Annotated in this window: 21 protein-coding genes; 10 read left to right on the top strand and 11 right to left on the bottom strand. The window is 59.5% G+C overall.

The features are described from left to right. Positions 1-99 precede the first annotated feature (99 nt). Positions 100-2,532, bottom strand: coding sequence for a glucan 1,4-alpha-glucosidase (locus tag B060_RS0116510; protein ID WP_018082915.1), 2,433 nt, complete (start codon positions 2,530-2,532; stop codon positions 100-102). Positions 2,533-3,147: 615 nt separating this feature from the next. Between B060_RS0116510 and B060_RS0116505 the strand changes: the two genes are divergently transcribed. The 4 genes from B060_RS0116505 (at position 3,148) to B060_RS0116490 (ending at position 11,293) form a co-directional block, all read left to right on the top strand. Then, positions 3,148-5,271 (top strand): glycoside hydrolase family 97 protein, encoded by a 2,124-nt coding sequence (locus B060_RS0116505; protein ID WP_018082914.1) that lies wholly within the window; start codon positions 3,148-3,150, stop codon positions 5,269-5,271. A gap of 108 nt (positions 5,272-5,379) precedes the next feature. Continuing rightward, entirely contained in the window at positions 5,380-6,402 is a 1,023-nt protein-coding gene (locus tag B060_RS0116500) for a LacI family DNA-binding transcriptional regulator (protein WP_018082913.1), read from the top strand. Positions 6,403-6,783: 381 nt separating this feature from the next. Further along, the gene (locus B060_RS0116495; protein ID WP_018082912.1) at positions 6,784-9,612 is read left to right on the top strand and encodes a TonB-dependent receptor; all 2,829 of its coding nucleotides are present in this window, start codon (positions 6,784-6,786) and stop codon (positions 9,610-9,612) included. Positions 9,613-9,781: 169 nt separating this feature from the next. Beyond that, entirely contained in the window at positions 9,782-11,293 is a 1,512-nt protein-coding gene (locus B060_RS0116490; protein ID WP_026172913.1) for a tryptophan halogenase family protein, read from the top strand. Here B060_RS0116490 and B060_RS0116485 read toward each other — a convergent pair. From B060_RS0116485 to B060_RS0116475, 3 genes are read right to left on the bottom strand one after another with little or no spacing between them, the layout of a single operon-like run. Further along, positions 11,283-12,140: an alpha/beta hydrolase gene (locus B060_RS0116485; protein ID WP_018082910.1), complete on the bottom strand. Its 858-nt coding sequence runs from the start codon at positions 12,138-12,140 to the stop codon at positions 11,283-11,285. The genes B060_RS0116490 and B060_RS0116485 overlap by 11 nt on opposite strands. Continuing rightward, positions 12,137-12,964: a DUF1365 domain-containing protein gene (locus tag B060_RS0116480; protein WP_018082909.1), complete on the bottom strand. Its 828-nt coding sequence runs from the start codon at positions 12,962-12,964 to the stop codon at positions 12,137-12,139. Before B060_RS0116480 ends, B060_RS0116485 begins: the two co-directional genes overlap by 4 nt. Next, complete coding sequence (locus B060_RS0116475) at positions 12,964-14,352, bottom strand: NAD(P)/FAD-dependent oxidoreductase (protein WP_018082908.1); 1,389 nt, start codon at positions 14,350-14,352, stop codon at positions 12,964-12,966. The genes B060_RS0116480 and B060_RS0116475 overlap by 1 nt, the downstream gene beginning before the upstream one ends. 195 nt (positions 14,353-14,547) lie before the next feature. On the opposite strand from B060_RS0116475, the gene B060_RS0116470 reads away from it, so the two are divergent. From B060_RS0116470 to B060_RS0116460, 3 genes are all read left to right on the top strand, one after another. After that, on the top strand, positions 14,548-15,129 hold the full coding sequence (locus B060_RS0116470) for a sigma-70 family RNA polymerase sigma factor (RefSeq protein ID WP_236621613.1): 582 nt from the start codon (positions 14,548-14,550) through the stop codon (positions 15,127-15,129). Continuing rightward, positions 15,126-15,791, top strand: coding sequence for a ChrR family anti-sigma-E factor (locus B060_RS0116465; RefSeq protein WP_018082906.1), 666 nt, complete (start codon positions 15,126-15,128; stop codon positions 15,789-15,791). Before B060_RS0116470 ends, B060_RS0116465 begins: the two co-directional genes overlap by 4 nt. Before the next feature lie 63 nt (positions 15,792-15,854). Next, positions 15,855-16,307, top strand: a complete 453-nt coding sequence (locus B060_RS0116460) for a DUF2177 family protein (RefSeq protein ID WP_018082905.1) — start codon at positions 15,855-15,857, stop codon at positions 16,305-16,307. Here the strand turns inward: B060_RS0116460 and B060_RS0116455 are convergent. The 5 genes from B060_RS0116455 to B060_RS0116435 form a co-directional block, all read right to left on the bottom strand. Further along, positions 16,288-17,199, bottom strand: coding sequence for a hydroxymethylglutaryl-CoA lyase (locus tag B060_RS0116455; protein WP_018082904.1), 912 nt, complete (start codon positions 17,197-17,199; stop codon positions 16,288-16,290). The genes B060_RS0116460 and B060_RS0116455 overlap by 20 nt on opposite strands. Continuing rightward, positions 17,196-18,362 (bottom strand): isovaleryl-CoA dehydrogenase, encoded by a 1,167-nt coding sequence (locus B060_RS0116450; protein ID WP_018082903.1) that lies wholly within the window; start codon positions 18,360-18,362, stop codon positions 17,196-17,198. Before B060_RS0116450 ends, B060_RS0116455 begins: the two co-directional genes overlap by 4 nt. Before the next feature lie 185 nt (positions 18,363-18,547). Then, complete coding sequence (locus B060_RS0116445; protein WP_018082902.1) at positions 18,548-20,257, bottom strand: acetyl/propionyl/methylcrotonyl-CoA carboxylase subunit alpha; 1,710 nt, start codon at positions 20,255-20,257, stop codon at positions 18,548-18,550. Next, a complete protein-coding gene (locus B060_RS0116440) occupies positions 20,257-21,015 on the bottom strand; it encodes an enoyl-CoA hydratase-related protein (protein ID WP_018082901.1) in 759 nt (252 codons plus the stop codon). Before B060_RS0116440 ends, B060_RS0116445 begins: the two co-directional genes overlap by 1 nt. A gap of 17 nt (positions 21,016-21,032) precedes the next feature. Continuing rightward, positions 21,033-22,640 (bottom strand): carboxyl transferase domain-containing protein, encoded by a 1,608-nt coding sequence (locus B060_RS0116435; RefSeq protein WP_018082900.1) that lies wholly within the window; start codon positions 22,638-22,640, stop codon positions 21,033-21,035. A gap of 95 nt (positions 22,641-22,735) precedes the next feature. On the opposite strand from B060_RS0116435, the gene B060_RS0116430 reads away from it, so the two are divergent. Then, a complete protein-coding gene (locus tag B060_RS0116430; protein ID WP_018082899.1) occupies positions 22,736-23,605 on the top strand; it encodes a LysR family transcriptional regulator in 870 nt (289 codons plus the stop codon). 2 nt (positions 23,606-23,607) lie between these two features. On the opposite strand, the gene B060_RS0116425 is transcribed toward B060_RS0116430, so the two are convergent. Beyond that, positions 23,608-24,228: a hypothetical protein gene (locus tag B060_RS0116425; RefSeq protein ID WP_018082898.1), complete on the bottom strand. Its 621-nt coding sequence runs from the start codon at positions 24,226-24,228 to the stop codon at positions 23,608-23,610. A 91-nt stretch (positions 24,229-24,319) separates the two neighbouring features. Continuing rightward, a complete protein-coding gene (locus tag B060_RS0116420) occupies positions 24,320-24,883 on the bottom strand; it encodes a hypothetical protein (protein ID WP_018082897.1) in 564 nt (187 codons plus the stop codon). A gap of 335 nt (positions 24,884-25,218) precedes the next feature. Here B060_RS0116420 and sdhC point away from each other — a divergent pair, with 335 nt between their 5' ends. Together sdhC and sdhD are read left to right on the top strand one after the other, a co-directional pair. After that, positions 25,219-25,635 carry a succinate dehydrogenase, cytochrome b556 subunit gene (gene sdhC / locus B060_RS0116415; protein WP_018082896.1) on the top strand — a complete coding sequence of 139 codons (417 nt, stop codon included), beginning with the start codon at positions 25,219-25,221 and terminating at the stop codon, positions 25,633-25,635. After that, a complete protein-coding gene (gene sdhD, locus B060_RS0116410) occupies positions 25,632-26,018 on the top strand; it encodes a succinate dehydrogenase, hydrophobic membrane anchor protein (protein WP_018082895.1) in 387 nt (128 codons plus the stop codon). Before sdhC ends, sdhD begins: the two co-directional genes overlap by 4 nt. Positions 26,019-26,023: the final 5 nt, after the last annotated feature.

The raw sequence follows: 26,023 nt of genomic DNA, 5'->3' as shown, positions 1-26,023 counted from the left end.
GAGCCTGTTCGTGCTGTGACGTCTGCCCGCAGGGTAAGAAAAAAGCCCCCGCCATCCTTGGAGGACGAGGGCTTGAGTTGGGCCAAAGAGGGTTGAGACTTAATCCTTGACCTTAGTGAAATGCTGGTATGTCGTGGCATTGCGATCCCAAACCTGACGATCACGCACACTGCGCAACAGCTTGACATATTCGGCGTGTGACCAGGCCAGTGGTGTGGCGCTGTCGGTGCCTTCACCGACAGTATAATCATGCGTGGTCTTCGAGCCGACGCCATCATAGACCTGTTCGGGGATCATCAGGCCTTCGTTGGCGAAAAGCTCCATGCCCTTAACATAGGTGCCGCGAACGACGGCGACGTCGGCATCGCTGACGCCGCCGGCTTTCAGGCTGTCCGCAGCCAGTTCGTAATGGCCGCGTTCGCCGGTGAAGATCGGCCAGACGCGGCCGCGCTGATCCGGCGACATCGAGCCGTAATTTCCACCGTTCGTGCCTTCACCATAGCCGTCATTACCGTAACGTCTGAACCCGGGCACAGTCACGCCCGCGCCGGGGAAATGGAAATCGTAACGCACGCGCAGGCTGTCCGGCAGGGTTTGGTCGTCGATCACGGCCAGCGAAGCGGCGATGTCCTTGTCATTGGCTGGCCGCACGCCATAGCGCACCAGCTCCAGGAAGCCAGCATCGACCATCAGGTCGGCACGCAGACCCTTGAGGCCATTGCGATCATCGAGTGTGCCGGGATTATTGGCGTCGTCCGAACGCGAGATGCGCAGGAAATAGCTGGCGGGTTTATTGTCGCCGCGCAGCTTGCCGGTGGTGGTGAAAAGGCGTTGTTCCAGTTTTCCGGAATAATCATCGGCCTTGGCGGCGTAAAGCTTTGCGCTCTCGGCGTCGCCTGCCTGCGTGGCCATATCAGCGGCGGCCACCAGGCCGGCGATCACCGCGGCGGTGGTGGAGGGCGAATGGCCTTCCTGCTCTTCCCAGCGTTCCTGCTGGCTATAGGGCGGGGTGATGGTGGCGTGGTTCCAATCGAGCCCGACCGTGCCGCCATGGCTCAGGAAGTCGGCGGCAGGCTTCAGCATGGTTTGCCACGAGGCCATCAGTTCGGCCTTGGGGATCAGGCCCAGTTGCTCCAGACGGGCGCCGAGCAGGATCGGCATGGCGGTTTGGTCGAGCTGGACGCCGACCCATTCCGGCGTGCCGTCGACATGGGCCTTTTGCAGGAACCAACCGGTGGCGCCAGTATTGCCGGGTGTGCTGGCCTTGACCTGAACGGTCGGCAGGTAACGGAAAGCAGCGACCGGCGTTGCCTTGTCGCCCAGAGCTGCCAGCGCCATCGACACCTGGTAGAAGTCACGTGGCCACACCGCCTTGTAGCCCGTGGCGGAGATATCGGCGGTCACCGTATCGCCCCACGGGTTGCTGAGAGAGGCGATCATAGCGCCGGCGGAGGTGTGGTCTTCCTGCACCTTCAGCATCAGGGCCGAGGCATAGAGCAGCTTGCCGTTGTCTTCCGAGATGGGAATGAGGCTTTTTAGTTCGGAGAGCGAGGCGAGGTAGTCCTCCCAGCCGACTGCCTTGCCCTCGCCGTTGAAGTTGGCCAGCACCTTGGCGTAACCGGTCTTCAGACTGGCGGCGGATTCGGCGGTGGCGGCTTTCGGTGTGGCGCCGAAACCTACGGCCAGATCGACTGTGGTCTGCTTCGTCACGACCGGCAATTGCCCGACCAGCACGATATTGCCCTTGTTGTTAGCAGCACTGGGCAATTCGCCCAGGGTCTGCGAAGCGGTCAGGCTGGCGATGCCATCGCTGACGCCGGTATAGCCGACGGTCGCTTTTTTGAACGGCACGCTGGCCGAAAGATTGAGCGCCACATTCCCCTGCCAGGCTTGCAGGTTGGTGACGTTGGCGTGGCCCAGATCATCGCCGGATGTATTGGCCATCGACGGATCAAGGATGACATAGGGCGTGACCGGGCCTTTCAGCGCCTTGACCGTAACGCGCACCATCAGGGTCTGGCGATCCGGGTCGGTGAAGACGTCCTTGATGATGACGAAGCGGCCCTGCTTATCGGTATTGGTCAGGCGATAGGCGGGCGAGAGCGGCCGGCCGGCCTTGTCGGTGTGGATATAGCTGACATGGCTGATTGTGTCGGTGCGCTCGAAGGCGGTCCAGCCCTTGCCGGTGACGGCGATCTGCAATTCGCGGATCTGCGCCTGATGGATCAGGCCGTACATGGTCTCGGTCACCACGCCCTCGGCCAGCGAGAACCATACCTTTGACACGGTGCCGGTAGTGGCCTTGTCCGAGAACTGGAAATCCTTATAGGCCTCGTAAGCGCTGCCGATGCCCTGCTTACCCGAATAGGCCCAGGGGGAGGGCTTGCCGGGACCATTCGTCGCCTTCGCATCGGCAATCACGGTCGGGTTATGATCGTGCATAGCCTCCTGCGCCAGGGTGGGCAGACCGGCGCTCATGGCCAGCAGACTGACACAGGCGGCCAGAACATGTTTGCGAACGCGGAATTCCATACGCTTCTCCTGCATCCGAAGCGCCGGTGCGGCTCGGATTTTATTGATTATGACCGCTTCGGTGCGGTGCTTGGGGTGATTATGTCAAAGAGCGGGAGTGTCGTCGCGCTGCATACGTATTCACCGCATGAATTTCGTTATGAATACGAATCCACACCTAACTGCAGAGGACATTGCGGCGAAACCCCGCGGCTTGAGCGCAAAAAAAAGCTCTTTGGTCCGTCAGGGCCAAAGAGCAGTTTATGTTGAGAAGATACCGCTTACAAACAGACGCCTGTAATTGGTGTATCCCGATCGCGTCACAACGACCGAAATGGCAGGATGGCGGGCAATGCAAAGACGTCCGGAGACGACCCGATTGACGGCCTGAAGAGAATGTGTAAACGCTTACATTTGCTATCCTATACACACTGTGCACGGGAAAGAGACGCTTAAGTTTACTAAGTTGTCTCAACCTATCGTTTGCCTGGGTGACAGACAATTTGAATACGTATTCAGCCCCTGTTTGCGCCTTTGAATACGTATGCAGGCGCTTCATGGGTCCCGGAGGGCTTTTGCCGGGCGGACAATTGGCTTAAGCCCACAGTATAAAAATTACAGGACAGGAACATCGCCATGCTTTTCAGGTCGCGCCTTATGACCTTCGTTTTCCCCCTGCTCGCAGGTGCCGCTTTGAACGTGGCGCCGGCCCTGGCGCAGGAGACAGCACCGGCCGCCGATGTTTCGCAGGCGTCGCAGGCGGCGCCGAAATTCCAAACGATCGCCAGCGCCGATTCACCCGGCAAGGTTTTGCATGTCGATGTGATGCTGAGCGGTGATGGCAACCTGTCCTATCAGATCACCCGCAACGGCCACACGGTGATCGCGCCGTCGCGGCTGGGCCTCATCCTTGCCAATGTGCCGAAGCTTGATCGTTATTTCGCACTGGAAACCGCCGATGTCAGCGCGCACGATGACACCTGGGAACAGCCGTGGGGCGAGCGCCGTTTCACGCGCAATCACTATAACGAACTGCGCGTCAATGTCGTCCAGAAGACGTGGGACGACCGCAAGATGACCGTGGTTTTCCGCATGTATGACGATGGCTTGGGCTTCCGTTACGAGTTCCCTGACCAGCCGCAACTCCACAAGCTGCAGATCATGGACGAACTGACCGAGTTCGCCGTGGCCGACAAGGCGACCGCCTGGTGGGATGTCGCCGGCGAATGGAACCGCGAAGAATACCTTTATCAAAAGACACCGCTCGATGAGGTCAGCGAAGCCCAGACGCCGATGACCCTCAAGACCGACAAGGGGCTCTATATTTCGTTCCATGAAGCGGCTCTGGTGGACTATGCCGCCATGTGGCTGCGCCGCGTTGATGGCCAGCGCCTGAAAACGCGCCTTGCCCCTTCGGCTATGGGCGCGCCGGTGGTGCGTGACGCGCCGTTCCCAACGCCGTGGCGCACGTTGCAAATCACCGATTCCGCCGCGGCGCTCTATAATGGTTCGGACCTGATCCTGAACCTCAATGAGCCTAACAAGCTGGGCGATGTGTCATGGGTCAAGCCGTATAAATATGTCGGCATCTGGTGGGGCATGCACCTCAACACATGGACATGGGAAGCCGGTCCACGCCACGGCGCCACCACCACCAACACCAAGGCCTATATTGATTTCGCCGCCAAAAATGGTTTCCGCGGCGTGCTGGTCGAGGGCTGGAACAAGGGCTGGGAAGACTGGTTCGGCAAGGGCTATAATTTCTCCTTCACCGAAAGCTATCCGGACTTCGACCTGCCCGCTATCTCGGCGTATGGCCTGAAAAAGGGTGTCCATCTGGTTGGACATAACGAGACTTCCGGAAATATAGCAAATTACGAACCGCAGATGGAGGCGGGCTTCAAACAATACGAAAAATACGGCGTCGATTCGGTGAAGACCGGCTATGTCGCGGATGCTGGCGGCGCCCGCGTCAAGGCGCCGGATGGCAGCATCCGCTACGCCTGGAACGACAGTCAGGAAATGGTGCGTCACTACCTGCTGAACGTGACCACCGCCGCCAAGTATCACATCGCCATTGATACGCACGAGCCCATCAAGGACACCGGTCTGCGCCGCACCTATCCGAACTGGGTGTCGCGTGAAGGCCAGCGTGGCATGGAATATAACGCCTGGGGTGACCCGCAGAACCCGGCGGAGCACGAGGCCAATCTCGTCTTCACCCGCATGTTGTCGGGCCCGATGGACTTCACGCCGGGAATCCTGAGCCTGCAAGGGCAGGGCAGGCCGATCGCCTCGACCCAGGCCAAGCAACTGGCGCTTTATGTCGTGCTCTATTCGCCGATCCAGATGGCGGCCGACCTGCCGGAAAACTACGCCAAATATCCGAAGCCCTTCCAGTTCATCAAGGACGTGCCGACCGACTGGGAGCAATCGATTGCGCTGAATGGCGAGCCGGGCGATTTCGCCACCATCGTGCGCAAGGACAAGGCGTCGGAGGACTGGTATCTTGGCGCGGTGACCGATGAAACCGAGCGCAGCGTCGATGTGCCCCTGACCTTCCTGGAGCCCGGTCGCAGCTACACGGCGCAGATCTACCGCGATGGTCCGAACGCCGGAATGACCGGGGATGCGCGCTTTGATATCGTCATCGAAGACAAGACGGTGACGGCGGCGGATACGCTGAAGGTGCGCATGGCGCCGGGGGGGGGCGAGGCGATCCGCTTCAAGGCGCTCGGTAAATCAAAAGCCAGAAAGTAGCCCTGGCGTGTCGATTAAGCTTTTTTCATAACTACGAAAGCACTTGCTTTCACTCATAAATTTGTGTTGTCTCAGTCCTGGTCCGTGTAAAGCGGACGAGGTTGAGGGATGATGGACAATATATCGGGCAAGATAAGGCTGGAGGATCTGGCCAAGATTGCGGGCGTCTCGGTGGCGACGGTTTCGCGCGCGCTCAATGATTCGCCCGCCGTCAATCGCGTCACCAAGCGGCGCGTATGGAAGATTGCCCGCGACCACAATTACGTGCTCAATCAGGACATGCCGATGTCGATGAGCGGTTCTCAGGCCACCATCGCCATCGTTATCCCGCCGCCCCATGGCCGCGAAGGCCGCTTTTCCGACCCCTTTTATCAGGAAATGATTTCGGCTGTGGGGGAGGCGGCGCGCGATATGGGCTGCGATCTCCTGTTGTCGCACCTGACGCCCAAAAGCCAGAACGACCTCGCCACCCTGATGGCCAATATCAAGGCCGATGGTGTCATCTTCCTTGGTCAGAGCTATCTGCACGATCGCTTCAATCACCTCGCCGATTCGACCAATAAGTTCATCGTCTGGGGCCAGGAACTGCCCGGTCAGAAATATTGCACGGTTGGCTCGAACAATTTGCAAGGCGGCACGCGCGCCACGTCGCACCTCGCCCGCCTGGGACGCAAGCGCATCGCCTATTTTGGTGAAACCGAAGGCACCGAGATGAAGCAGCGCTTTCAGGGCTACCTCAGCGCCCTGGCCGAAGCGGGCCTCACCTACGATCCGAAGCTTGTCGTACCCACGCATTTCGAACTGGCATCGGCCGAAGCTGCCGTGCTTACGCTGATCAACAAGGGACTGGCCTTTGACGGTCTGTTTGCCTGTTCCGATATCATCGCCTTTGGCGCTATTCGCGGCCTGATGCGCGCCGGCCGCAGCGTGCCCGATGATGTGTCGGTGGTCGGCTATGATAATATCCAGCTTGCGAGTCTCACCCGTCCGGCCCTGACGACAATTTCACAGGAGCTGGCGCGCGCCGGCAAGCTGATGGTGTCCAAGCTGATCGGTTCGATTTCCAACGACGACATTCACACCGAAATCTTGTCTACGGAGTTGGTCGTGCGCGAATCGTGCGGTGGCTGAGCATGGGTGCCGCAGGAGTTTTGCCTATGTTAGCGCTACATTTGCATAAAATTGCAATTTTTTAAACTTTTTGTCAAAAATGAAAAACGCCCATAACGCGTCATTGCGAAGCATTATTTGGCAGATTGTATTATATATACATGCAAACTGACGTGAATAATGCGTTTTTCGTATCCTCAAAGCCACATTATTACAAATAGTACAGGTCTCGGAATGCAAAATTTTGCAAAGCCTTGCAAAAAATATGGTGTTCGATAGATATTCGCCGCAACAGACGCCGTCAGAGTGTCATTGAGGGTTGAGATGTCAAAAGGCGAATGTCCCGCAAAGAACGGGACAAGCGTTGTCATATCAAAACGCAACACCAGGAGGAAACTCACTATGCTTAATTCCAAGGGCCACACAGCAGCGTTCAGAGCACGCCTGCTGACCTGCGGCGCCACCGCGGCCATTCTGACGGCTTGCGCTTTCGCAGCGCCCGTTATGGCCCAGGATGCCGCTGCTGCCCCCGCAGAAGATACGACGACCATCGTCGTGACCGGCATCCGTCGTGGTATTCAGGACGCCATTTCCGCCAAGAAGAAATCCGCGCAGATCGTCGAAGCCGTGTCGGCCGAAGATATCGGCAAGCTGCCCGATGCCTCGATCGCCGAATCCATTGCCCGCCTGCCCGGCATCGCCGCCCAGCGCACCAATGGCCGCGCCCAGACCCTGTCGATCCGCGGTCTTGGCCCCGATTACACCGTAACAACCCTGAACGGTCGCGAACAGGTTTCCACCAACGACAACCGCTCGGTTGAGTTTGACCAGTATCCGTCGGAACTGATCTCGCAGGTTCTGGTTTACAAGACGCCGAACGCCGGCATGACAAGCCAGGGCATCGCCGGCACTGCCGACCTGCAAACCGTTCGTCCGCTGGCCTATGGCAAGCGCGCTGCCGCCATCAACATACGCCGCGAAATGAACTCCGAGGACGCCGCCATCGCGGGCCTGGAAAATACCGGCAGCCGCTGGTCGTTCAACTATATCGATCAGTTTTTCGGTAAGACCCTGGGGGTCGCCATTGGCTACGCCCATACCAAGTCACCCTATCAACTCACTCGTCTCGAGCCTTGGGGCGACGGCGATTTTCCGACCTGTAGTGCGACGGCCTGTGTCGGCGCCAATAAAAGCAAGTTTATTCTCGGTGGCCAGAAGAACGGCGTACAATCGTCGAACCTTGACCGTAATGGCGTCATGGCTGTGGTCGAATGGAAGCCGAACGACCAACTTCACGTCACACTCGATGCCTTCCATTCGGAATTCGAAGAGTTGCAAAAGATTGCCCGCCTGGAATACCCTCTGGCGTGGGGCGCAAACCAGCTTCAGCCGGGCTTCACGGTAGATGGCGATTACATCAATAACGGTGTCTTCACCGGTGTGAAGACCGTGGTTGAAAATTACACGAACAAGCGCAAGGCCAAAACCGATCAATTTGGCCTTAATATTAACTATGACCTGAATGAAAACTGGTCACTGGGTGCCGACCTCAGTGCTCAAAAGCTGACGCGCGATGACTTCATCATCGAATCGACCGCTGGCACAGGGCAGGGCGGCGTGGGCGCCACAGACGCCATCACCTTCGATCAGCAAGGCGAAAACCACGGCTATGTCCTCTCCGGCACGGTGGACTACAGCAATTTCGACACCGTCTTCCTGACCGATCCGGGCGGTTGGGGTGGCCCGTCGGGCCTGACGAACCGTGGCGGCTTCTTCCGCGCGCCGCACGTCGAGGATGAGTTGAACATCATCAAGCTGACAGCCGAACGCCGCTTCCACGGCGGGCCTTTTAGCAAGCTCGCGTTCGGTTACAGCCACACGGACCGCAGCAAGGTCAAGGATGACTATGCAGCCTATATGAGCCTGAGCGCGCCAACAGTGAAGGTGCCCGACAAGTATCGCCTCGGCGTCACCAATGCCAGCTTCCTGGGCAATACCTCGGGTATGATTTCCTACGATTCGCTGGCCATGTATCAGGACGGGTTCTTCGGTCTACTTGAAGCCCTCGATTCCGATGCCACAAAGCGTAACTGGTCGGTCGAAGAAACCATCGACGTCGCCTTCCTCAAAGCCGATATCGATACGCAATGGTTCGGCATTCCGGTCACGGGCAATCTCGGTATCATGTCACAAACCGCTGATCAGACGGCCAAATCGTTCTTCACTGACGGTTCTGGGCAGCCTCAGGGCCTGCGCCAGATTACGGATGGTGACAAGTACACCGACATCCTGCCCAGCCTTAACCTGAACTTCGCTGTTGCCGAAAACTGGACCGTGCGCGTTGGCGCCGGAACGACACTTGCCCGTCCGCGCATGGATGACATGTCAGCAGGCACCAGTTATAGCACCGTTCTGGACACCGGCGTGGTCTCGACCCTCAATGGTCAGCAGATATTCTGGACCGGCAATGGCGGCAATGCCAAGATCAAACCCTGGAAGGCCAATGCTTTCGACTTGTCGGTCGAGCGTTATTTCGGCCGCAAGGGCTATATTTCGGCGGCGCTGTTCTACAAGGACCTGACCTCCTACATCTACACGCAAACCCTTCTGAAGGACTATAGTGGCGCGGCCTTGCCTGGCAACTGCTATGACGATGCGGCGCGTACCGTCAAGCATATGGTCGGCGGCACCTGGATTTGTTCAAAAGCTGATGCCAACCGCATAGGCACCATTTCTGGCCAGGCCAATGGTGACGGTGGCTGGATCAAAGGCGCGGAATTCACCGTGTCGCTTCCGGGCGAACTGCTGGCTCCGTGGCTGGATGGCTTCGGTACTATCCTGACCGCTAGCTTCAACGACAGCCAGATTGATCCGAACCACACCGGCACGGCCGTCAACCTGCCTGGCCTGTCGAAGAAAGTCATCAATACGACGGTCTACTACGAAAAGTATGGTCTCTCGGCGCGTATATCCAGCCGTTACCGTGGCGAGTTCACAGGTGAAGTGCCTGATTACACCAACTCCCTGCAAACCCGTCAGGTGCGCGCGGAAAACGTGGTTGATGCCCAGGTCGGCTACACCTTCCAGAGCGGCCCTCTGAAGAACTTTGGCATCTCGCTGTCCGGTTCGAACCTGACCGACGAACCCTTCTATCTCTATAAGGGCAACAACGTAGTCAAAGAAGAGAAGTACGGCTCGACCTACCTTCTAGGCCTGAGCTATCGCTGGTAAGCCTTGATCCTGCAACGAATGACGCCCGTCGGCTTGTAACCGGCGGGCGCTTTTGCCTTTCTTAGGGATCAGGTGTCGCATAACCTACGCGGCGGCCCATCCTATAAGGAAGGTTGGTGGCTTCCAAATGACGGCGAACACTGTCATCTGGAAGGCGATGGAGATGCTCATGCCCGCTGCCCCTATCAAAAAGATCGTCATTCTCGGTGGTGGCACCGCCGGCTGGCTGAGCGCGGCCATGATGGCGCGCGTGCTGGGCCGCACGGTCGATATCACACTGGTCGAATCCGATGAGATCGGCATTGTCGGGGTGGGTGAGGCGACGATTCCGCCACTGGTCAATCTGCTGGTGTTTCTCGGCATCAATGAAGACGACCTGCTGAAGCACGTGCAGGGCACCTTCAAGCTCGGTATCGAATTTCACGACTGGTACGAAAAAGGCCATAGCTACGGCCATATGTTTGGTGCGCCCGGTAATCCGCTCGGTGTCCTGCCCTTCCATCAATACTGGCTACGGCAACATCAGGCCGGGAAGGCCGGCAGCCTGTGGGACTACAGCCTGAACGCTCTGGCGGCGCAGCAAAATCGCTTCGGTCGCCTGCGCACCATCCCCAATACGCCCAATATGGAAGGCATGAACTACGCCCTGCATTTCGATGCCAGCCTGCTGGCCCGATATGTGCGCGGCCATTGCGAAAAGCAGGGTGTCATCCGGCGTGAAGGCAAGGTCAGCGGCGTCAATCTGCGCGGCACGGATGGCTTTATCGAAAGCCTGACCCTGCAATCAGGCGAGGTCATCAGCGGCGATTTCTTCCTCGATTGCTCCGGCTTTCAGGGGTTATTGATCGAAGGCGCCTTGAAATCCGGCTATGAAGCGTGGACGGAATTTCTGCCCTGCGATCGCGCCTGGGCGGTGCCGTGCAAAGCTGCCGGACCGCTGCGGCCGATCACCCGGACGCGCGCCCATACGGCCGGCTGGCAGTGGCGCATCCCCTTGCAGCACCGCACCGGCAACGGTCACGTTTTTTCCAGCGCCTTTATGGAGGCCGACGCGGCGCGCGATATCCTGATGAATAATCTCGATGGCGAAGCGCTGGCCGAACCGCGCCTGATCAGCTTTGTCACCGGCCGCCGCAAAGCGTCATGGGTCAAGAACTGTGTCAGCCTGGGGCTTGCTTCCGGTTTTCTGGAACCTTTGGAATCAACCAGCATCCATCTGGTGCAATCGGCCCTGCAGCGGCTGGCCCATATGTTCCCCGATACCGGATTCAACCAGCCGGAAATCGATGAATATAACCGCAAGACCAAACGCGAATACGAACTGATCCGCGACTTCCTCGTCCTGCATTACAAGGCGACGAAGCGCGATGACAGCCCCTTCTGGAACCATTGTCGCACCATGGCGGTGCCCGATAGTCTGGCGACCAAGATAGACTATTTCCGCCAACATGGCCGTGTCATGGTCGAGGGTGATGACCTCTTCAAGGAGGCGAACTGGGTGCAGGTGCTGATCGGCCAGGGCGTCATGCCGGAAAGCTTTTCACCCCTGGCCCTCACGGTGCCGGATGACAGCCTTGCGGACTACATGGCTCATGTCCGGCAGATCTACGATACGCTTTTGCCGAAGATTCCGAGCCATGCCGATTACATCGCCCAGTATTGCCAAGCGCCTAAAGGTTAGCCTTCAGCCACGCCGCAGCGTCGGGGCGCAAGGTTGCCTTTTTGCGGAAGGGCACGGAATAGACCGCCGCCGTATCCTGATGGGTCAGGCCGTCATAAAGCTGCAAGGTCACGTCGGTGCCGGCGGCCTTCAGGCGCTTGTCGAGATTGACGGCATTGTGCACGCCAACCACCGTATCTGAGCGGCTTTGCTGGAGCAGGAATTTGGTATCGACTTTGCGCGCATAGTGGATGGGTTGCGTCTCTTCCGCCTTTGGCCACTTTCCAAAGGCGTCTTTCGAGGCCTGAACATCGAACGGGTAGAAGTCGTAGGGTCCGGCAATGCCGACGCAAACCTTGAGCGGCGATGGCTCACCAAGATAACGTGGATCGAGCGCCATCATCGCCGCGGCATAGCCGCCGGCCGAATGACCGATGACACCGAGCCGTGAGATATCGCCGCCGTGTTCGGAGGCATGGGCCATGACGTGCTTCACCGCAAGTGCGTTGTCTTCCAGAAAGACCGGATAGACGACATCCGGCACCAGCCGGTAATCGGGAATGGCGACGAGATAGCCGAGCGCCGCCAGGGCATGACCCATCCAGGCGTAGTCGGATTTTGCGCCGGTATTCCAGCCGCCGCCATAGAAAAACACCAGCACCGGCAGGTTCCTGGCCATACCCTTCGGTGCATAGAGATCGTAGGTCTGCCGCGGCAGATCGCCATAACTGACATCGCGCGCCACCCGCACCGCCTCGTCCTTTGGCGTCAGGGTGTTGAACAGGCTCAGCGTGTTGCAGCCCGCCAGCAGCGTGCCGATACCGCCAAGACCGAGAGCGGACAGAAGGGTGCGTTTCGTCAAGATCATCTCGTTATCGACTTAAAGCTGGCGCTCGATTTTTCGGTTGGCGGCTTGGGGCGCAGGCGCATGCCCTTGAACAACAGGATCGCGGCCTCCCAATGGATACCCCACACCACCTTCAGCGTCATCAGCGGCATGGCGAAAAAGAGCCGTAACAAAGCGCTGTCGCGCAAGGCTTCGCGTTTGGCGGTGAAGCCGGCGAACAGCATGTCGCGGAAACTGCCGCCATCCGTCTGCTGTTTGAGGCGGATATTGAGCATGAAGGTATCTTCCGGTGGGATCAGCTCGAAGTCATAGGCCATGTCCATATCCATGAAGGGCGAGACATGCAGGCGCTTGTCAGCGGCCTGATGGATAGGGCGATGTGTCTGATTTGAGACGCTTTGGCGCACCGGCAGCACATAGGAATGGCGGTCGCCGAAGGTGTTGTTGACCTCATAGACCACGGCCTTCATCGCGCCATCCGATGCTTGCACGAAATAGAGGCTGATCGGATTGAACACGAAGCCGAGGATGCGCGGCATGGCCAGCAGGAACAGGCGATCGCTATTGACGTAGAGTCCATGCCCGGCCAGCAGACGGATCATGCGGTCCTTGAGCGTGCCGGTATGCGCGGCGGCCTTGTCAGGGCCATGATCGCGGTCATAGAAACCGAACAGGTTGAAGCGATTGCGCGACAGGCATTTGATCTGTTTCAGGTCATCGTCCAGACGGTCAAGATCCAACAGCACCTGAAAGATGCGATAGTTCAGGCGATGCTGTTTCGGGGCGAAACGCTGGTGCATCACGTCGCCGACATAAAGGCCCGTTTCGATATGGGGCGCCGCCATTATTCGGCGGCCGCCAGAACCGAGTCCGGCGCCCACGGATTGTAGCGGATGCGGCTCTGGCTCCAGTTGAAATCCCAAGGCCTCCGCTTGCCGGTGATCGCTTCGGCGACCGCCAGACCCGATTGCAAGCCGTCTTCATGGAAGCCCGAACCAAAATAGGCGCCGCAGAACCAGCTTCGGTTCTGGCCCTGCAAATCGCCAAGCCGCTCTTGCGCCGCAATGGCCTCACTGTTGAAAAGCGGGTGCTCGAACACGATGCGCTTGATGACCTTGGCCGGATCGACGGCGTGCGTCGGGTTGAGCGTGACGAAGTAGTTCTTGTCGGTTTTCAGCACCTGCAGCAGGTTCATCCAGTAGGTGACGCAAAGCTGTTGCTCGTTGGAGGCCGAGCGCTCGCCCATATAGTTCCAGCTCGACCAGGCGGCGCGACGCTTCGGCATGAAGGCGGTGTCGGTGTGCAGCACCACCTCGTTCGCCGTATAGGTGAAGGCTTTCAGCGTCTCGATCTCGGCTTCGGAAGCGTGGGCCAGCAGGCTCAGGGTCGTGTTGGCATGGGTGGCGAAAACCACCTGATCGAAGGCGTGTTGCTGACCATGCTGATCGACCAGCACCACGCCGTTACGGTTGCGCAGCACGGTGCGGATGGCGGTGCTGGTGACGATGCGATCGGCAAAACTGGGGGTCAGTTTTTTCAGGTAGGCCTGCGCCCCGCCTATGACGCTGCGCCACAGGATGCGGTCCATGATCTGCAACAGGCCGTGGTTCTCGAAGAAGGCGATGAAGGCGCGGAACGGATAGTCCATGATCTCGTTGGCCGAGGTCGACCAGATGGCGGCTGCCTGTGGCAACAGGTGATCGTCGATAAAGGCACGGCCGTAATTGCGGTCCTTGAGATAGTCGCCCAGGCGGTAATCCTCGCGGGCGCGGGCGGCCAGATCCTTCGGCGCCTCACGATAAAAGCGCATGATGTCGAGGAGCAGGCTGATGAAGCGCGGGCGGAACAGGTTGCGCGTCTGGGCGAACAGGCCCTTCAAACCAAGGCTCGAATATTCCAGCTTACCCTTGTCGATCGACACGCCGAACGACATGTCGGAAAGCTGATGCTCGACATCAAGATGATTGAAAAGCTGGACAAGGTTCGGGTAGCACGGCTCATTGAAAACGATGAAACCCATATCGAGCCACAGCGGCTTTTGCTCGCTGCCGATATTGATAGTGTGACTGTGACCGCCGATCTCGGCTTCGCTCTCGAAGACCGTGATATCGCAGGTGTCGTTCAGCATCCAGGCCGCCGACAGGCCGGCAATGCCGGTGCCAATGATGGCGACACTTTGCTTCTTTTGCGGGATGGAATCGAACATGGTGGCGTTGCTGTCTTGGCTTGTCATGAAAGGTCTACGCGCCACACCCTGACACGGATCACCGCCTTATGTCCTATCTTTAGGAAACTATTCCGTATGCGTCATGATCCATTCCGCTGGTGGCGGCGTAAACTCCCTAAACCAGCAAAAATCTGATGCGAATTTCTGATACGGGATAAAATGCTCTTTGACCGCGCCCTCACAATCGGGTCTTCTGCTCGCATGACAGTCATGCCTTCGGAAGACACCCAATCTGCGGAAATGCTCATCGCGCGCATCGCCTCGGAAAAGGATCGCGCCGCCTATGCCGCCCTATTCACACGCTTTGCCCCCAAGCTCAAGGCGTTCGTGATGGGGCAGGGCATGACGGCGCAGGAAGCCGAGGATCTGGCGCAGGAGGCCCTGCTCAATGTGTGGCGCAAGGCGCACCTGTTCGATGCCTCCAAGGCGACGGCGGTGACCTGGATCTATTCGATAGCGCGTAACCTGCGTATCGATGCGGCGCGTAAGGCCAAGCGCGTCAAGGAATTGCCGGAAGATCTGTGGCAATCCGAAAAGGAAAAGGGCGCCGATGACCTGCTGGTCGATGCGCAGGCGGCCAGCAATATCGCGCACCTGCTGGAAACCTTGCCGCCCGAGCAGAAAACCATTCTGCGCCTGTCTTTTTACGAGGACCTGTCACATGGCGATATCGCCAAGGCCTTGTCCATACCCCTGGGAACCGTCAAATCCCGCCTGCGCCTGGCGATGACCCGCTTGCGCACGGCTTTTGGCGATACGTCCCGTTCCGGAGATACAGTATGAGTACCGTTCACCATCCCGGTGAAGACCTTTTGTGGGATTATTTTCGTGGCGCGCTGGCGCCCGGCCTGCGCCTGAGCGTGGCGACCCATCTTGAGCTATGCCCGCATTGCCGCGCCGATCTGCAGCTTTTCAGCGCCGTCGGCAGCGCCATGCTCGATGAGATAGACGGCGTTGCCCTGTCCGAGAGTGCGCTGGATCTGGCGCTCGCCCGTATCGAGCGTCCGGCGAATACGCGACCGGTGCCGGTGGCAAAGCCGGTGAAGCAGCCCGCCTTCCTGGACGGTTTCGAGTTGCCGGACTTGCTGAAACAGGTGCGCGTGAAAAACCGTTACTGGGTCGCGCCCGGTGTCTGGCTGGCGCCGGTCGATCTGCCGGAAGCCGCCAAGGGCGCCAAGACCTATCTGATGTACGTCAAGGCGGGCATGGCCATGCCGCACCATACCCATCGCGGCCGTGAAATCACCGTCATGCTGCAAGGCACCTATGTCGACCATAAAGGCCGTTACGAGCGTGGTGATTTCGCCATGTGCGACGACAGCGACGACCGGCACAATCCGGTCATGGAAGGCGATGTCGATTGCCTGTGTCTGGTGGCGCAGGAAGCGGCCATCATCCCGCAAACCTGGCTGGGCTGGCTTCTCAAACCCGTTGCGCGGATCTAAGTTTTTGCTTTTACGCGCTTTTTCATCTGAAAAGTGCGTCACACTTTTTGGAAAGCGTCAGGCATGAAAAACTTCGCGGCCCTTTACGGCATCAGTTTCGTTATCCTCGGCGTGCTCGATTTCATCTGGCTGACAACCATGGGGGACAGCCTTTACCGCCCTGCCATGGGCGGCATGATGCGCGCCAAACCGGACCTCACGCCGGCCGCAATCTTCTATGTGCTTTATGTTTTTGGCCTGACTTACCTGGTGACATGGCCAGCGTTTTTTGGGCCAGCACTTTTTGGGCCAGCACTTTTCGGCGGTTCCGGCCACGTCTCTCTGGTCAGTCTGGCGATCAAGGCCGGCCTGTTCGGGCTGGTGGCCTATGGCACCTATAATCTGACCGGGCTTGCCGCCATCAATGGCTGGCCTCTGAACCTCAGCCTGATCGATATGGCATGGGGCACGCTGGTCACGCTGGTTACCGCTTGCGGTTCGGCCTTCCTGCTCAAAGCTATCGGGTGGGTACGTTAGGTTTGCCCATAGCGTTAGCCACCTTGGAACGCGGCGGCCGGCCAAGCACATCCGAAATGAACCACGCCGCGCGCACCACCTCGTCGATATTGACACCGGTATCTATGCCCAGCCCGTTCAGCATATAGAGCACGTCTTCGGTCGCCACATTACCGCTGGCGCCGGGCGCATAGGGACAGCCGCCTAAGCCCCCGACCGAGGCGTCGATCGTGGCGATGCTGTAATCGAGCGAGGTCAGGATATTGGCCAGGGCCTGACCGTAGGTGTCATGGAAATGGACGGCCAGTTTCTCGCGCGGCACACGCGCGGTAACGACATCGAGCAGGCGCTCAACATCAGACGGCGTGCCGACGCCGATGGTGTCGCCCAGACTGATTTCATAGCAGCCAAGATCGAGCATTTTCACCGCCACCTCGGCGACCTTTTCCGGATCGATCGGGCCTTCATAAGGACAGGCGATGACGGTCGAAACATAGCCGCGCACGCGGATGCCCTGCGCCCGCGCCGATTGCGTCACCATGCCGAAGCGCTCCAGGCTCTCATCGATGGAGCAGTTGATATTGCGCTGACTAAAGGTCTCAGAGGCCGCGCCGAAAATGGCCACCACTTCGGCCCTGGCGTCACGCGCCGCTTCATAGCCTTGGAGATTAGGCGTCAGGACGGGGTAGGTGGTGCGGGGAGCGCGCCAGATACCGGCCATGACCGCCGCCGCATCGGCCATTTGCGGCACCCATTTCGCGGACACGAAGCTGGCCGCCTCGATATAGGTCAGGCCGCTACGGGTCAGCAGGTCGATCAGCGCTATCTTGTCCTCGACCGTGACCATATGCGCCTCGGCTTGCAGTCCGTCGCGCGGCCCGACTTCATAAAGCGTGACTTTTGACGGCCTCATCTTGTTTCCTCAAACAGCTCCCGACCGATCAGCATCCGGCGGATTTCCGATGTACCGGCGCCGATCTCATAGAGCTTGGCGTCGCGCCATAGCCGGCCGGCCGGATAATCATGGGTATAGCCATTACCACCGAGACATTGAATGGCCTCCCCCGCCATCCAGGTCGCTTTTTCGGCGGCGTAAAGAATGCAGCCGGCGGCGTCCTTGCGCGTGGTTTCACCGCGATCGCAGGCCTGCGCCACGGCATAGACATAGGCGCGGCAGGCGGCCCAGGTCGAATACATGTCGGCGATCTTGCCCTGCATGAGCTGGAAGGTGCCGATGGGGCTGCCGAATTGTTCGCGTTCGTGGATATAGGGGATCACCACATCGAGACAGGCGCGCATGATACCAAGCGGCCCGCCGGACAACACGACACGCTCATAGTCGAGCCCCGACATCAGCACGCCTGCGCCGCGACCGACGGTGCCCAGAACATTCTCCTCTGGCACCTCGCAATCGGTGAAAACAAGCTCGCCGGTATGAGATCCGCGCATGCCCAGCTTGTCGAGCTTCTGCGCCACCGAGAAGCCGGCAAAGCCCTTTTCGATCAGGAAGGCCGTCATGCCTTTCGAACCGGCGGCGGGATCAGTCTTGGCATAGACGACCAGCGTGTCGGCGTCCGGGCCATTGGTGATCCACATTTTCGAGCCGTTGAGAATATAGCGGTCGCCCTTTTTGTCGGCACGCAGTTTCATGGACACGACGTCCGAACCGGCGCCGGTTTCCGACATGGCCAGGGCGCCGATGTGTTCGCCGGAAATCAGCTTGGGCAGGTACTTTGCCTTCTGAGCGTCATTACCGTTACGGAAGATCTGGTTGACGCAGAGATTGGAATGCGCGCCATAGGACAGTCCGATCGAGGCCGAAGCGCGGGAGATTTCTTCCATGGCGATGGTGTGCGCCAGATAACCCATATTGGCACCGCCGAACGCCTCCGGCGCGGTCAGGCCCAGCACGCCCATATCGCCCATCTTGCGCCACAGGTGCATGGGGAACTGATCATCGCGGTCGGCTTCGGCGGCCAGCGGCGCAATCTCGATCTCGGCGAACCTGCGCACCCCTTCGCGCAAGGATTCAATGTCCTCGCCATGGCCGAATTGCAGATGAGGGAAATCGATCATCGCCTGTTTTCCTTCTGCCCGCTTGCCGGGCCTTAGTTTTAAGAGAGGAATCCACAGATTGCACAGATTAACACAGATTTTTCAGTGCTTTAATTTTATGCGGCATACCGAATGGCCGTTTGATTGAGCGCGAGAGCGCTCTCTTAATCTGTGTCAATCTGTGCAATCTGTGGATTCCCTTTCCTTCACTCAATCTCGACCAGTAGCGCCTTATCGGCCACCTGATCACCGGTCGCTGCATGAACCGCTGTAACCAGGCCCGCCTTAGGCGCCTTCATAGTGTGTTCGATCTTCATGGCGCCGAGGATCAGAAGCTTTTGGCCCTTCTCGACCGTCTCTCCAGCCGTCACGAACACATCGAGCAGCTTGCCGGGCATCGGTGCCTTGATGTCACCGGAAGCGATCATTTTTTCGCCGGCCTCGGCTTTCAAATTCAATGGTGCGCGCGGTGGCAGATTAAGCATCCACCCGGTGATATCGTTCCATGGCGAGGTCGGATCGGCCGGTGATGGCGCCATCTCGCGGTCGGCCCAGGGCGCTAGCAGGCGTTCCTGATGACGGGCGATAAAGCCGGTGTCGATCTCGGCCGCCGCGAAGGCCTCATCGGATACCACACGGCGCAGAAAACCGAGATTGGTCGCCAGTCCGCGCAATTTCGTCTCGATCAGCGCCTCACGCATACGGCTCAGGGCCTGCTTGCGGTTCTTGCCATGGACGATGATCTTGGCAATCATCGGGTCATAAAACACGCTGACCTCGTCGCCCTGTTCAACTGCGGATTCGATGCGGGCCGATGGCGGATACTCCAGCCGTTCCAGCGTGCCGGTCGCCGGTAAAAAGTCGTTCTGCGGATCTTCGGCATAGAGCCGCGCCTCGATGGCATGGCCGGTGATCGTCAGGTCTCCTTGTGTCTTCGGCAGGGGTTCGCCCGCCGCCACGCGCAATTGCCATTCGACCAGATCGAGCCCGGTGATCGCCTCGGTCACCGGATGCTCGACCTGAAGGCGCGTGTTCATTTCCATGAAATAGAACGGCGCGCCTTCGATGCCATTGGAGACATCAACAATGAATTCGACCGTGCCGGCGCCGCGATACCGGATCGCCTGCGCTGCCCGAACCGCCGCCTGTCCCATGGCCTGCCGCATCGCGTCCGGCAGGTTGGGCGCCGGCGCTTCCTCGATCACCTTCTGGTGGCGGCGTTGTAGCGAGCAGTCGCGCTCGAACAGATGCACCACGTTGCCGTGGTCATCAGCGAACAACTGGATCTCGATATGGCGTGGCACCTCCAGATATTTCTCGATCAGCACCTTGGGATCACCAAACGCCGCCTGACCTTCGCGTTGGGCCGAAAGCAGCGCGTCGGCGAATTCCGCGGGATCATCGACGCGCCGCAGCCCCTTGCCGCCGCCGCCAGCCACCGCCTTGATCAACACGGGATAGCCGATCCGCGCAGCCTCTGCGGCAAGGTGATCCGTGTTCTGATCATCGCCGTGATAACCGGGCGTCACGGGCACGCCCGCCGCCGTCATTAGAGCCTTGGCCGCGCCTTTCAGCGCCATGGCGCGGATGGCGTCGGGGCGCGGGCCGATAAAGGCCAGTCCGGCGGCTTCGCATGCTTCGGCGAAGTCAGCGTTTTCCGACAGAAAACCATAGCCGGGATGGATGGCCTCAGTGCCGGTTTCCAGCGCCACAGCTATGATCCGATCGCCGCGCAGATAGCTGTCGCTGGCCGCAGGCGGGCCAATCAGCACGGCGCGGTCGGCCTCGCGCACGAAGGCGGCGCGGGCATCGGCCTCCGAATAGACCGCGACCGTCTGGATATTCATCCGCTTGCAGGTGCGGATGATGCGGCGGGCGATTTCTCCGCGATTGGCGATCAGGATCTTTTTGAACATCAAGAGGTCCAGTTGGGTTTGCGCTTGGCCAAAAAGGCGCTGATGCCTTCGCGGCCTTCGTCGGAAGCGCGGCGTGTGGCGATGCGGTGCGCCGTCAGATCGGCCGTCAGGTGACGCTCGGCCAACAGATCCTTGGCGTCGGCGATGGCTTCCGGACCGCTGGCCAGAAACGCCTCGACCAGCTTGGCGCCCGCCGCTTCCAGACCACTGGCGACCTCATGCACCAGGCCGATGTGCTGGGCTTCGGCGGCTGTGAAGGTCTCGCCGGTCAGCATATAGCGTCGTGCCGCCGATCGCCCGATCTTGGCGATGACAAAGGGGGAAATCACCGCTGGAATCAGCCCCAGCCGCACCTCGGTCAGGCCGAACTTCGCCTCCGGTTGCGCCACGACCGCATCGCAACAGGCAATCAGCCCGATGCCACCGCCAAAGGCTGCGCCCTGCACAAGACCTATCACCGGCTTGGGGCAGGTATTGAGAGTCTCGAACATGCGCGCCAGGCCTAACGCATCCTCGCGGTTGGCATATTCATCCTGTTCAGCGGCGCGCTGCATCCAGTTAAGGTCGGCGCCGGCGGAGAAACTGGCGCCATTACCGGCCAGAACGATGACGCGCACGCCGTCCTGCTTGCCCAGATCGGTGAAGGCGTCGGTCAGTTCGCCGATCATGCCTTCATTGAAAGCATTATGAACGGCGGGGCGGTTGAGGGTGACGCGGACCACGCCACGTTCGTCGGCGTCTACGGTGATATCCTGCATGGCGGTTTCCTTGTTGGTTACATCCTGAAGACACCAAAAGTGGTGGGTGCGATGGGCGCATTCAATGCGGCGGATAGTCCCAGCCCCAAAACGCGCCGTGTATCGGCCGGATCAATGACTCCATCGTCCCACAGGCGCGCGGAGGCGTAATAGGGGTGGCCCTGTGCTTCGTAGGTGTCGCGGATAGGGGCCTTGAAGGCGGCTTCATCCTCGGCGCTCCACTGGCCCCCTTTGGCTTCGATGCCATCGCGTTTGACGGTGGCCAGCACATTGGCCGCCTGTTCACCGCCCATGACCGAGATGCGCGCATTGGGCCACATCCACAGGAAGCGCGGATCGTAGGCGCGGCCGCACATGCCGTAATTACCGGCGCCGTAGCTCCCGCCGATAATGACGGTGAATTTCGGCACATTGGCGCAGGCGACGGCGGTCACCATCTTGGCGCCATGACGGGCGATGCCTTCGTTCTCATAGTGCCGGCCCACCATGAAGCCGGTGATGTTTTGCAGGAAAATCAACGGAATGCCGCGCTGACAGCACAGTTCTATAAAATGAGAACCTTTCAGCGCGCTTTCGGAAAACAGCACGCCATTGTTGGCGACGATTCCAACCGGATAACCGTAAAGATGCGCAAAACCGCAGACCAGGGTTTCGCCGTAAAGTTTCTTGAACTCATCAAATTCAGAGCCATCGACCAGCCGCGCGATCACCTCACGCACATCATAGGGCTGGCGGCTATCGGCGGGTATGACGCCATAAAGCGTCTCAGCGTCGTACATAGGTTCGACTACCGGCCTTGTCGCCAGATCGACCTTTTTTGTCCGGTTGAGGTGGTCGACGATACGGCGGGTAATGGCCAGCGCATCGGCATCATTGGCGGCCAGGTGATCGACTACACCAGAAATTCGCGCATGGACGTCGCCACCGCCTAGATCTTCCGAAGTCACGATCTCACCCGTGGCGGCTTTCACCAGCGGCGGGCCAGCGAGAAAGATCGTACCCTGCTTTTGCACGATGACCGACTCATCCGACATGGCCGGCACATAGGCGCCGCCGGCGGTGCAGGAGCCCATCACCACGGCGATCTGCGGGATGCCCCTGGCGGACATCTGCGCCTGATTGAAGAAGATGCGGCCGAAATCGTCCTTGTCCGGAAATACCTCGTCCTGATTGGGCAGGTTGGCGCCGCCGGAATCGACCATATAGACGCACGGCAGGTTGTTGGTCTGGGCGATTTCCTGCGCGCGCAGGTGCTTCTTGACGGTGAGGGGGTAATAGGTGCCGCCTTTTACGGTGGCGTCGTTGCAGACAATGACACATTCCTGGCCATTGATGCGGCCGATGCCGGTGATCAGGCCCGCCGCTGGCACCACGTCGTCATAAACCTTGTGGGCCGCCAGCGCTGACAGTTCGAGGAAGGGTGAGCCGGGATCGAGCAGTCCGTTAATCCGGTCGCGTGGCAGCAGCTTGCCGCGCTGCGTGTGTTTGTCACGCGCTGCTGGCGAACCGCCAAGCGCGATCTGCGCGGATATCTGGCGCAGATCATCGACCATAGCCGTTATGGCGGCGGCGTTGGCGATGAAAGCGTCTGACGCCGTATCGATCTCGCTTTTGAAAACACTCATAAGGCCTGCTTGTGTAAACTCCATGCGAAAATACGCCCTTTTCATGAATTGGAAAAATTGATAATAACTATTCTATTCATAGAAAGTATCTATCAATGGAACTGTACTTGCTGCGCTATTTTCTGGCCGTGGTCGAGACCGGCAGTTTCACCAAGGCGGCGGGCGCCTGCCTGATCACCCAGCCAACGCTGTCGGCGGGTATCAAGCGGCTGGAAGATCAGATCGGCGTCGCGCTTTTTATCCGCAACAACAAGCGGGTATCGCTGACGACGGCCGGCGCGCGTTTCCTGCCCCGCGCCAAGGCGATCCTCCACGAGGTCAATATGGCGTCGGCCGAGATTGCCCAGACAGATCAGGCCGATGTGCTGCGTCTGGGTGTGTTGCAAACCTTGCCATCGGCCTTTGTGGCCCGTCTGCTGGCCGGCTTTTCCGCCGCTCACCCCGGTATCCGTTTCGACCTGTTCGACGGCACCGAACAGGAACTGCTCAATCGTCTTGATGAGCGAGGCATCGACTTCGCGCTATCCCTGCGCCGTGTCGAGGATGACACCAGTATCGCCCTGTTCGAGGAGGGCTATCAACTGGCCCTGTCGCGCCAGCATCGTCTGGCCGCAGAACGCATCATTCGCGGCGAGGATCTGGCCAATGAGTCGATGATCGTGCGCTCGCGTTGCGAGGTGCTGTCGGAAACCAGCCGCCATTTCACCGATCGCAATGTCCGGCCGCCGCTGGTTTATCGCACGGCGCAGGACGAACGTGCGCTCAGCATGGTGGGGGCGGGCGTCGGCATCACCGTTATGCCGGAGAGCTACACGGCGCCCGATGTGGTGCGCATCCCGATGCAGGGCTTTAATCCCCGCCGCACCGTGGCGCTTTTCCTGCCACGCTTCAGCTTACCGCAGCGACTGCAGAACTCAGCAGAGGCCTTTACAGGGTTTACAAAGCCTTTTTACCGGCGAGGCTAGGGCTATTCATCGGCGATGATGATGGCCGGGTTCTCCGGTAGCGGAAAATCGAACAGTCCGAAGTCGAGCGCTTTTTGCGGACGCGCCGCCAGCAGCGGGCTCTGCGACAGGGCCGCGATCTCTTCCGGCGTCAGGTCTTTGCCATTGGCCTTCTTGCGCAAATGCCGCGCCTGGCCGACCGGCGTCAGGCCTGCCGCCTTGACCTGCGCCACCGTCATGATCTTCCAGTAGCTGAGCGACAATTGCCACACGGTGGCTATCGGGGCTTTGGCTTTCGGCCAGCGCTCACCTTCGCTGAACACGGGTTTTATCGCCTTGGGTTTGCCCCGCAGCGCATCGCGTGGCCGGCAGACCAGGGTGCAGAAACGGTCCTCAGCCGCAGGTGTAAAAGCGTGATCCTTGCGGTCGTCCACAACAAGGCCCTTGTAAGCGTTCAGCGCTTCATCGCGACTCTCATACAGCGGGCCCACAGCCTGGGTCACAAAGGTGACGCGTGCCTCCGCCCGCGCCTCGGCTTCTTTCTCGCGCACAGCGCGCTGCGGCCACGGCTCTTTAGGGCCCGCCTTGAGGAAGGCTAGCATATCATAGGCATCCGAAGCTATGGGGTAGGCGATAAGCGACATAGGTTGTTCACGTTTTGATCCGAGCGGCAGGTTAGACCGTAATATCCCTTTGTGGCAAATTTTTCGTTAGGGCCTCGTCGCTTTTTGAGATTTACGCGCCGGGACGCACCTGCGTCAGGACCACGGAGGTCTTTTCGCCCTTGGTGTCGAGCATATAGCCGCGCCACACCTGATCGGCGTCCTTGTGCAGGTTCAGGATGGTGGGGGAACGCGCGCCGCCGACGAAATAGTTCACTTCGAGATCGCGGCCGGTCAGGGTGATGTCTGACACAAAGCCCGAGTTGTTCATGCCGAAGCCGGCCAGCATGGAGCGCCACGCGCCTTCGAGACGGCCGCTGACCATGTTCTCGCTGCGCAGTTCCAGCCCGACCAGCTTGCGGCCATCGGCAGCGGTGACGACCCACGAGCCTTCCATATTGCCGATCTGATTTTCCTTGGAGGTATAGGCCTGGAAGATGCCGGAATCGTAGGTCAGTTCCTGCGAATTTTTCGGGCCTTCGTAGTCGCGGCGATAGGCGTCGACGCCCACACCGCCGCCGGTCGCCGGCGCAACAGGGCCGTTGCCTTTAGCCGTGGTTGTTGGCCGATAGGGTTGCGGGCTATCGGGCAGGTCTTGCGCCAGCAGGGCTGCGGAAAGGATCAGGGCGGTAATCACCAGAGGTACACTCGCTACTGTAAAGAAGGGGATGGATCAGCTTAAGGCTATGCGCCTGCATCTTAAGAATTCATTCACTTCATCACCGAAACACAGGATTTTGTCGAAGCTGCGGCGTCACGCCTTAAAGATTAAGTCACATCTCTGTGAAATCCTGAAGGTGCTGCCGGATGTGCGGATGCGAAGCGTTCGCGCAACCCGGCGGCAAAAAAGCGGTTTCTCCATAGAAAGCTTGATTGACAGCACCGTTTCAGGGTCTAAAAGACCCGCAAGTGTAACCGTACCCGGCTGCGTTTCCGCGCGCCGTACAAGACATGGGTTTAAGGCCGCATCATATGTCTCAGACGCCCTCACAGCTTCCCCGCCGTCCGCTTTCGCCGCATTTGCAGATCTGGCGCTGGCACATCACCATGTTCAGCTCGATCATGCACCGTGTCACCGGCTCTGCCTCGGTGGCCGGGGCCATCCTGATCGCCGCCTGGCTGGTGGCGCTCGCCATGGGACGCGAAGCCTATACCTGCTTCCTGACGCTGGCCTCATCGCCTCTGGGCCTTCTGGTCTGGTTCGGCCTGTCACTGGCCGGCTTCGTCCACCTGACCGGCGGCCTGCGCCACCTGATCTGGGACACCGGCACCGGCTTCGAGCCGAAGAAGGCCGACCAGATCGCCTTGTGGACCATGATCCTCGGCGTCGTTCTCACCCTCGCCTTCTGGGCGGTTCTTTTCGCTACCGGCAAGGTGACCCTATCATGAGCGACAATCGTGACGTCGGCGCCAAGAGCGTCAAATCCTGGAAAAAATCCGAGCACCACGGCGCCGGCGAATGGCTGGCAGAGCGCGGCACCTCGCTGGTCCTGATCCCGCTGACCCTGTGGGCGGCCTATGCGGCCTATTCGATTGCCGGCGGCGGTTTCGATGCCGCTATCGCCTTCGCCCGCGCGCCGCTGAATGCCGGCCTGATCGGCCTGACCATGCTGATCTCGGTCTGGCACATGTATATGGGCGTCAAGGTCATCATCGATGACTATCTGCAGGGCGGCCTGCGCGGCTTTTCCATCTTCCTTACCTTTCTCCTGAGTGCGGCTCTCGTTCTTGCCACCGGCTACGCGCTCTTTGTTCTGCATCAGGGGGCGTAAAGCTC

Source organism: Asticcacaulis benevestitus DSM 16100 = ATCC BAA-896, from assembly GCF_000376105.1.
Taxonomy (GTDB): domain Bacteria; phylum Pseudomonadota; class Alphaproteobacteria; order Caulobacterales; family Caulobacteraceae; genus Asticcacaulis; species Asticcacaulis benevestitus.
Note: the sequence above shows the minus strand (reverse complement) of the source record. Positions and strands in the feature narration are given on the sequence as shown.

Bases quoted from the DNA above. Each gene is read 5' to 3' on its own strand.
- B060_RS0116490 (WP_026172913.1), top strand. From the start codon at position 9,782: ATGCCCGCTGCCCCTATCAAAAAGATCGTCATTCTCGGTGGTGGCACC.
- B060_RS0116495 (WP_018082912.1), top strand. From the start codon at position 6,784: ATGCTTAATTCCAAGGGCCACACAGCAGCGTTCAGAGCACGCCTGCTG.
- B060_RS0116475 (WP_018082908.1), bottom strand. From the start codon at position 14,352: ATGACAAGCCAAGACAGCAACGCCACCATGTTCGATTCCATCCCGCAA.
- B060_RS0116510 (WP_018082915.1), bottom strand. From the start codon at position 2,532: ATGGAATTCCGCGTTCGCAAACATGTTCTGGCCGCCTGTGTCAGTCTG.
- B060_RS0116485 (WP_018082910.1), bottom strand. From the start codon at position 12,140: ATGATCTTGACGAAACGCACCCTTCTGTCCGCTCTCGGTCTTGGCGGT.
- B060_RS0116500 (WP_018082913.1), top strand. From the start codon at position 5,380: ATGATGGACAATATATCGGGCAAGATAAGGCTGGAGGATCTGGCCAAG.
- B060_RS0116465 (WP_018082906.1), top strand. From the start codon at position 15,126: ATGAGTACCGTTCACCATCCCGGTGAAGACCTTTTGTGGGATTATTTT.
- B060_RS0116455 (WP_018082904.1), bottom strand. From the start codon at position 17,199: ATGAGGCCGTCAAAAGTCACGCTTTATGAAGTCGGGCCGCGCGACGGA.
- sdhC (WP_018082896.1), top strand. From the start codon at position 25,219: ATGTCTCAGACGCCCTCACAGCTTCCCCGCCGTCCGCTTTCGCCGCAT.
- B060_RS0116435 (WP_018082900.1), bottom strand. From the start codon at position 22,640: ATGAGTGTTTTCAAAAGCGAGATCGATACGGCGTCAGACGCTTTCATC.
- sdhD (WP_018082895.1), top strand. From the start codon at position 25,632: ATGAGCGACAATCGTGACGTCGGCGCCAAGAGCGTCAAATCCTGGAAA.
- B060_RS0116425 (WP_018082898.1), bottom strand. From the start codon at position 24,228: ATGTCGCTTATCGCCTACCCCATAGCTTCGGATGCCTATGATATGCTA.
- B060_RS0116450 (WP_018082903.1), bottom strand. From the start codon at position 18,362: ATGATCGATTTCCCTCATCTGCAATTCGGCCATGGCGAGGACATTGAA.
- B060_RS0116445 (WP_018082902.1), bottom strand. From the start codon at position 20,257: ATGTTCAAAAAGATCCTGATCGCCAATCGCGGAGAAATCGCCCGCCGC.
- B060_RS0116480 (WP_018082909.1), bottom strand. From the start codon at position 12,964: ATGGCGGCGCCCCATATCGAAACGGGCCTTTATGTCGGCGACGTGATG.
- B060_RS0116470 (WP_236621613.1), top strand. From the start codon at position 14,548: ATGACAGTCATGCCTTCGGAAGACACCCAATCTGCGGAAATGCTCATC.
- B060_RS0116440 (WP_018082901.1), bottom strand. From the start codon at position 21,015: ATGCAGGATATCACCGTAGACGCCGACGAACGTGGCGTGGTCCGCGTC.
- B060_RS0116460 (WP_018082905.1), top strand. From the start codon at position 15,855: ATGAAAAACTTCGCGGCCCTTTACGGCATCAGTTTCGTTATCCTCGGC.
- B060_RS0116505 (WP_018082914.1), top strand. From the start codon at position 3,148: ATGCTTTTCAGGTCGCGCCTTATGACCTTCGTTTTCCCCCTGCTCGCA.
- B060_RS0116430 (WP_018082899.1), top strand. From the start codon at position 22,736: ATGGAACTGTACTTGCTGCGCTATTTTCTGGCCGTGGTCGAGACCGGC.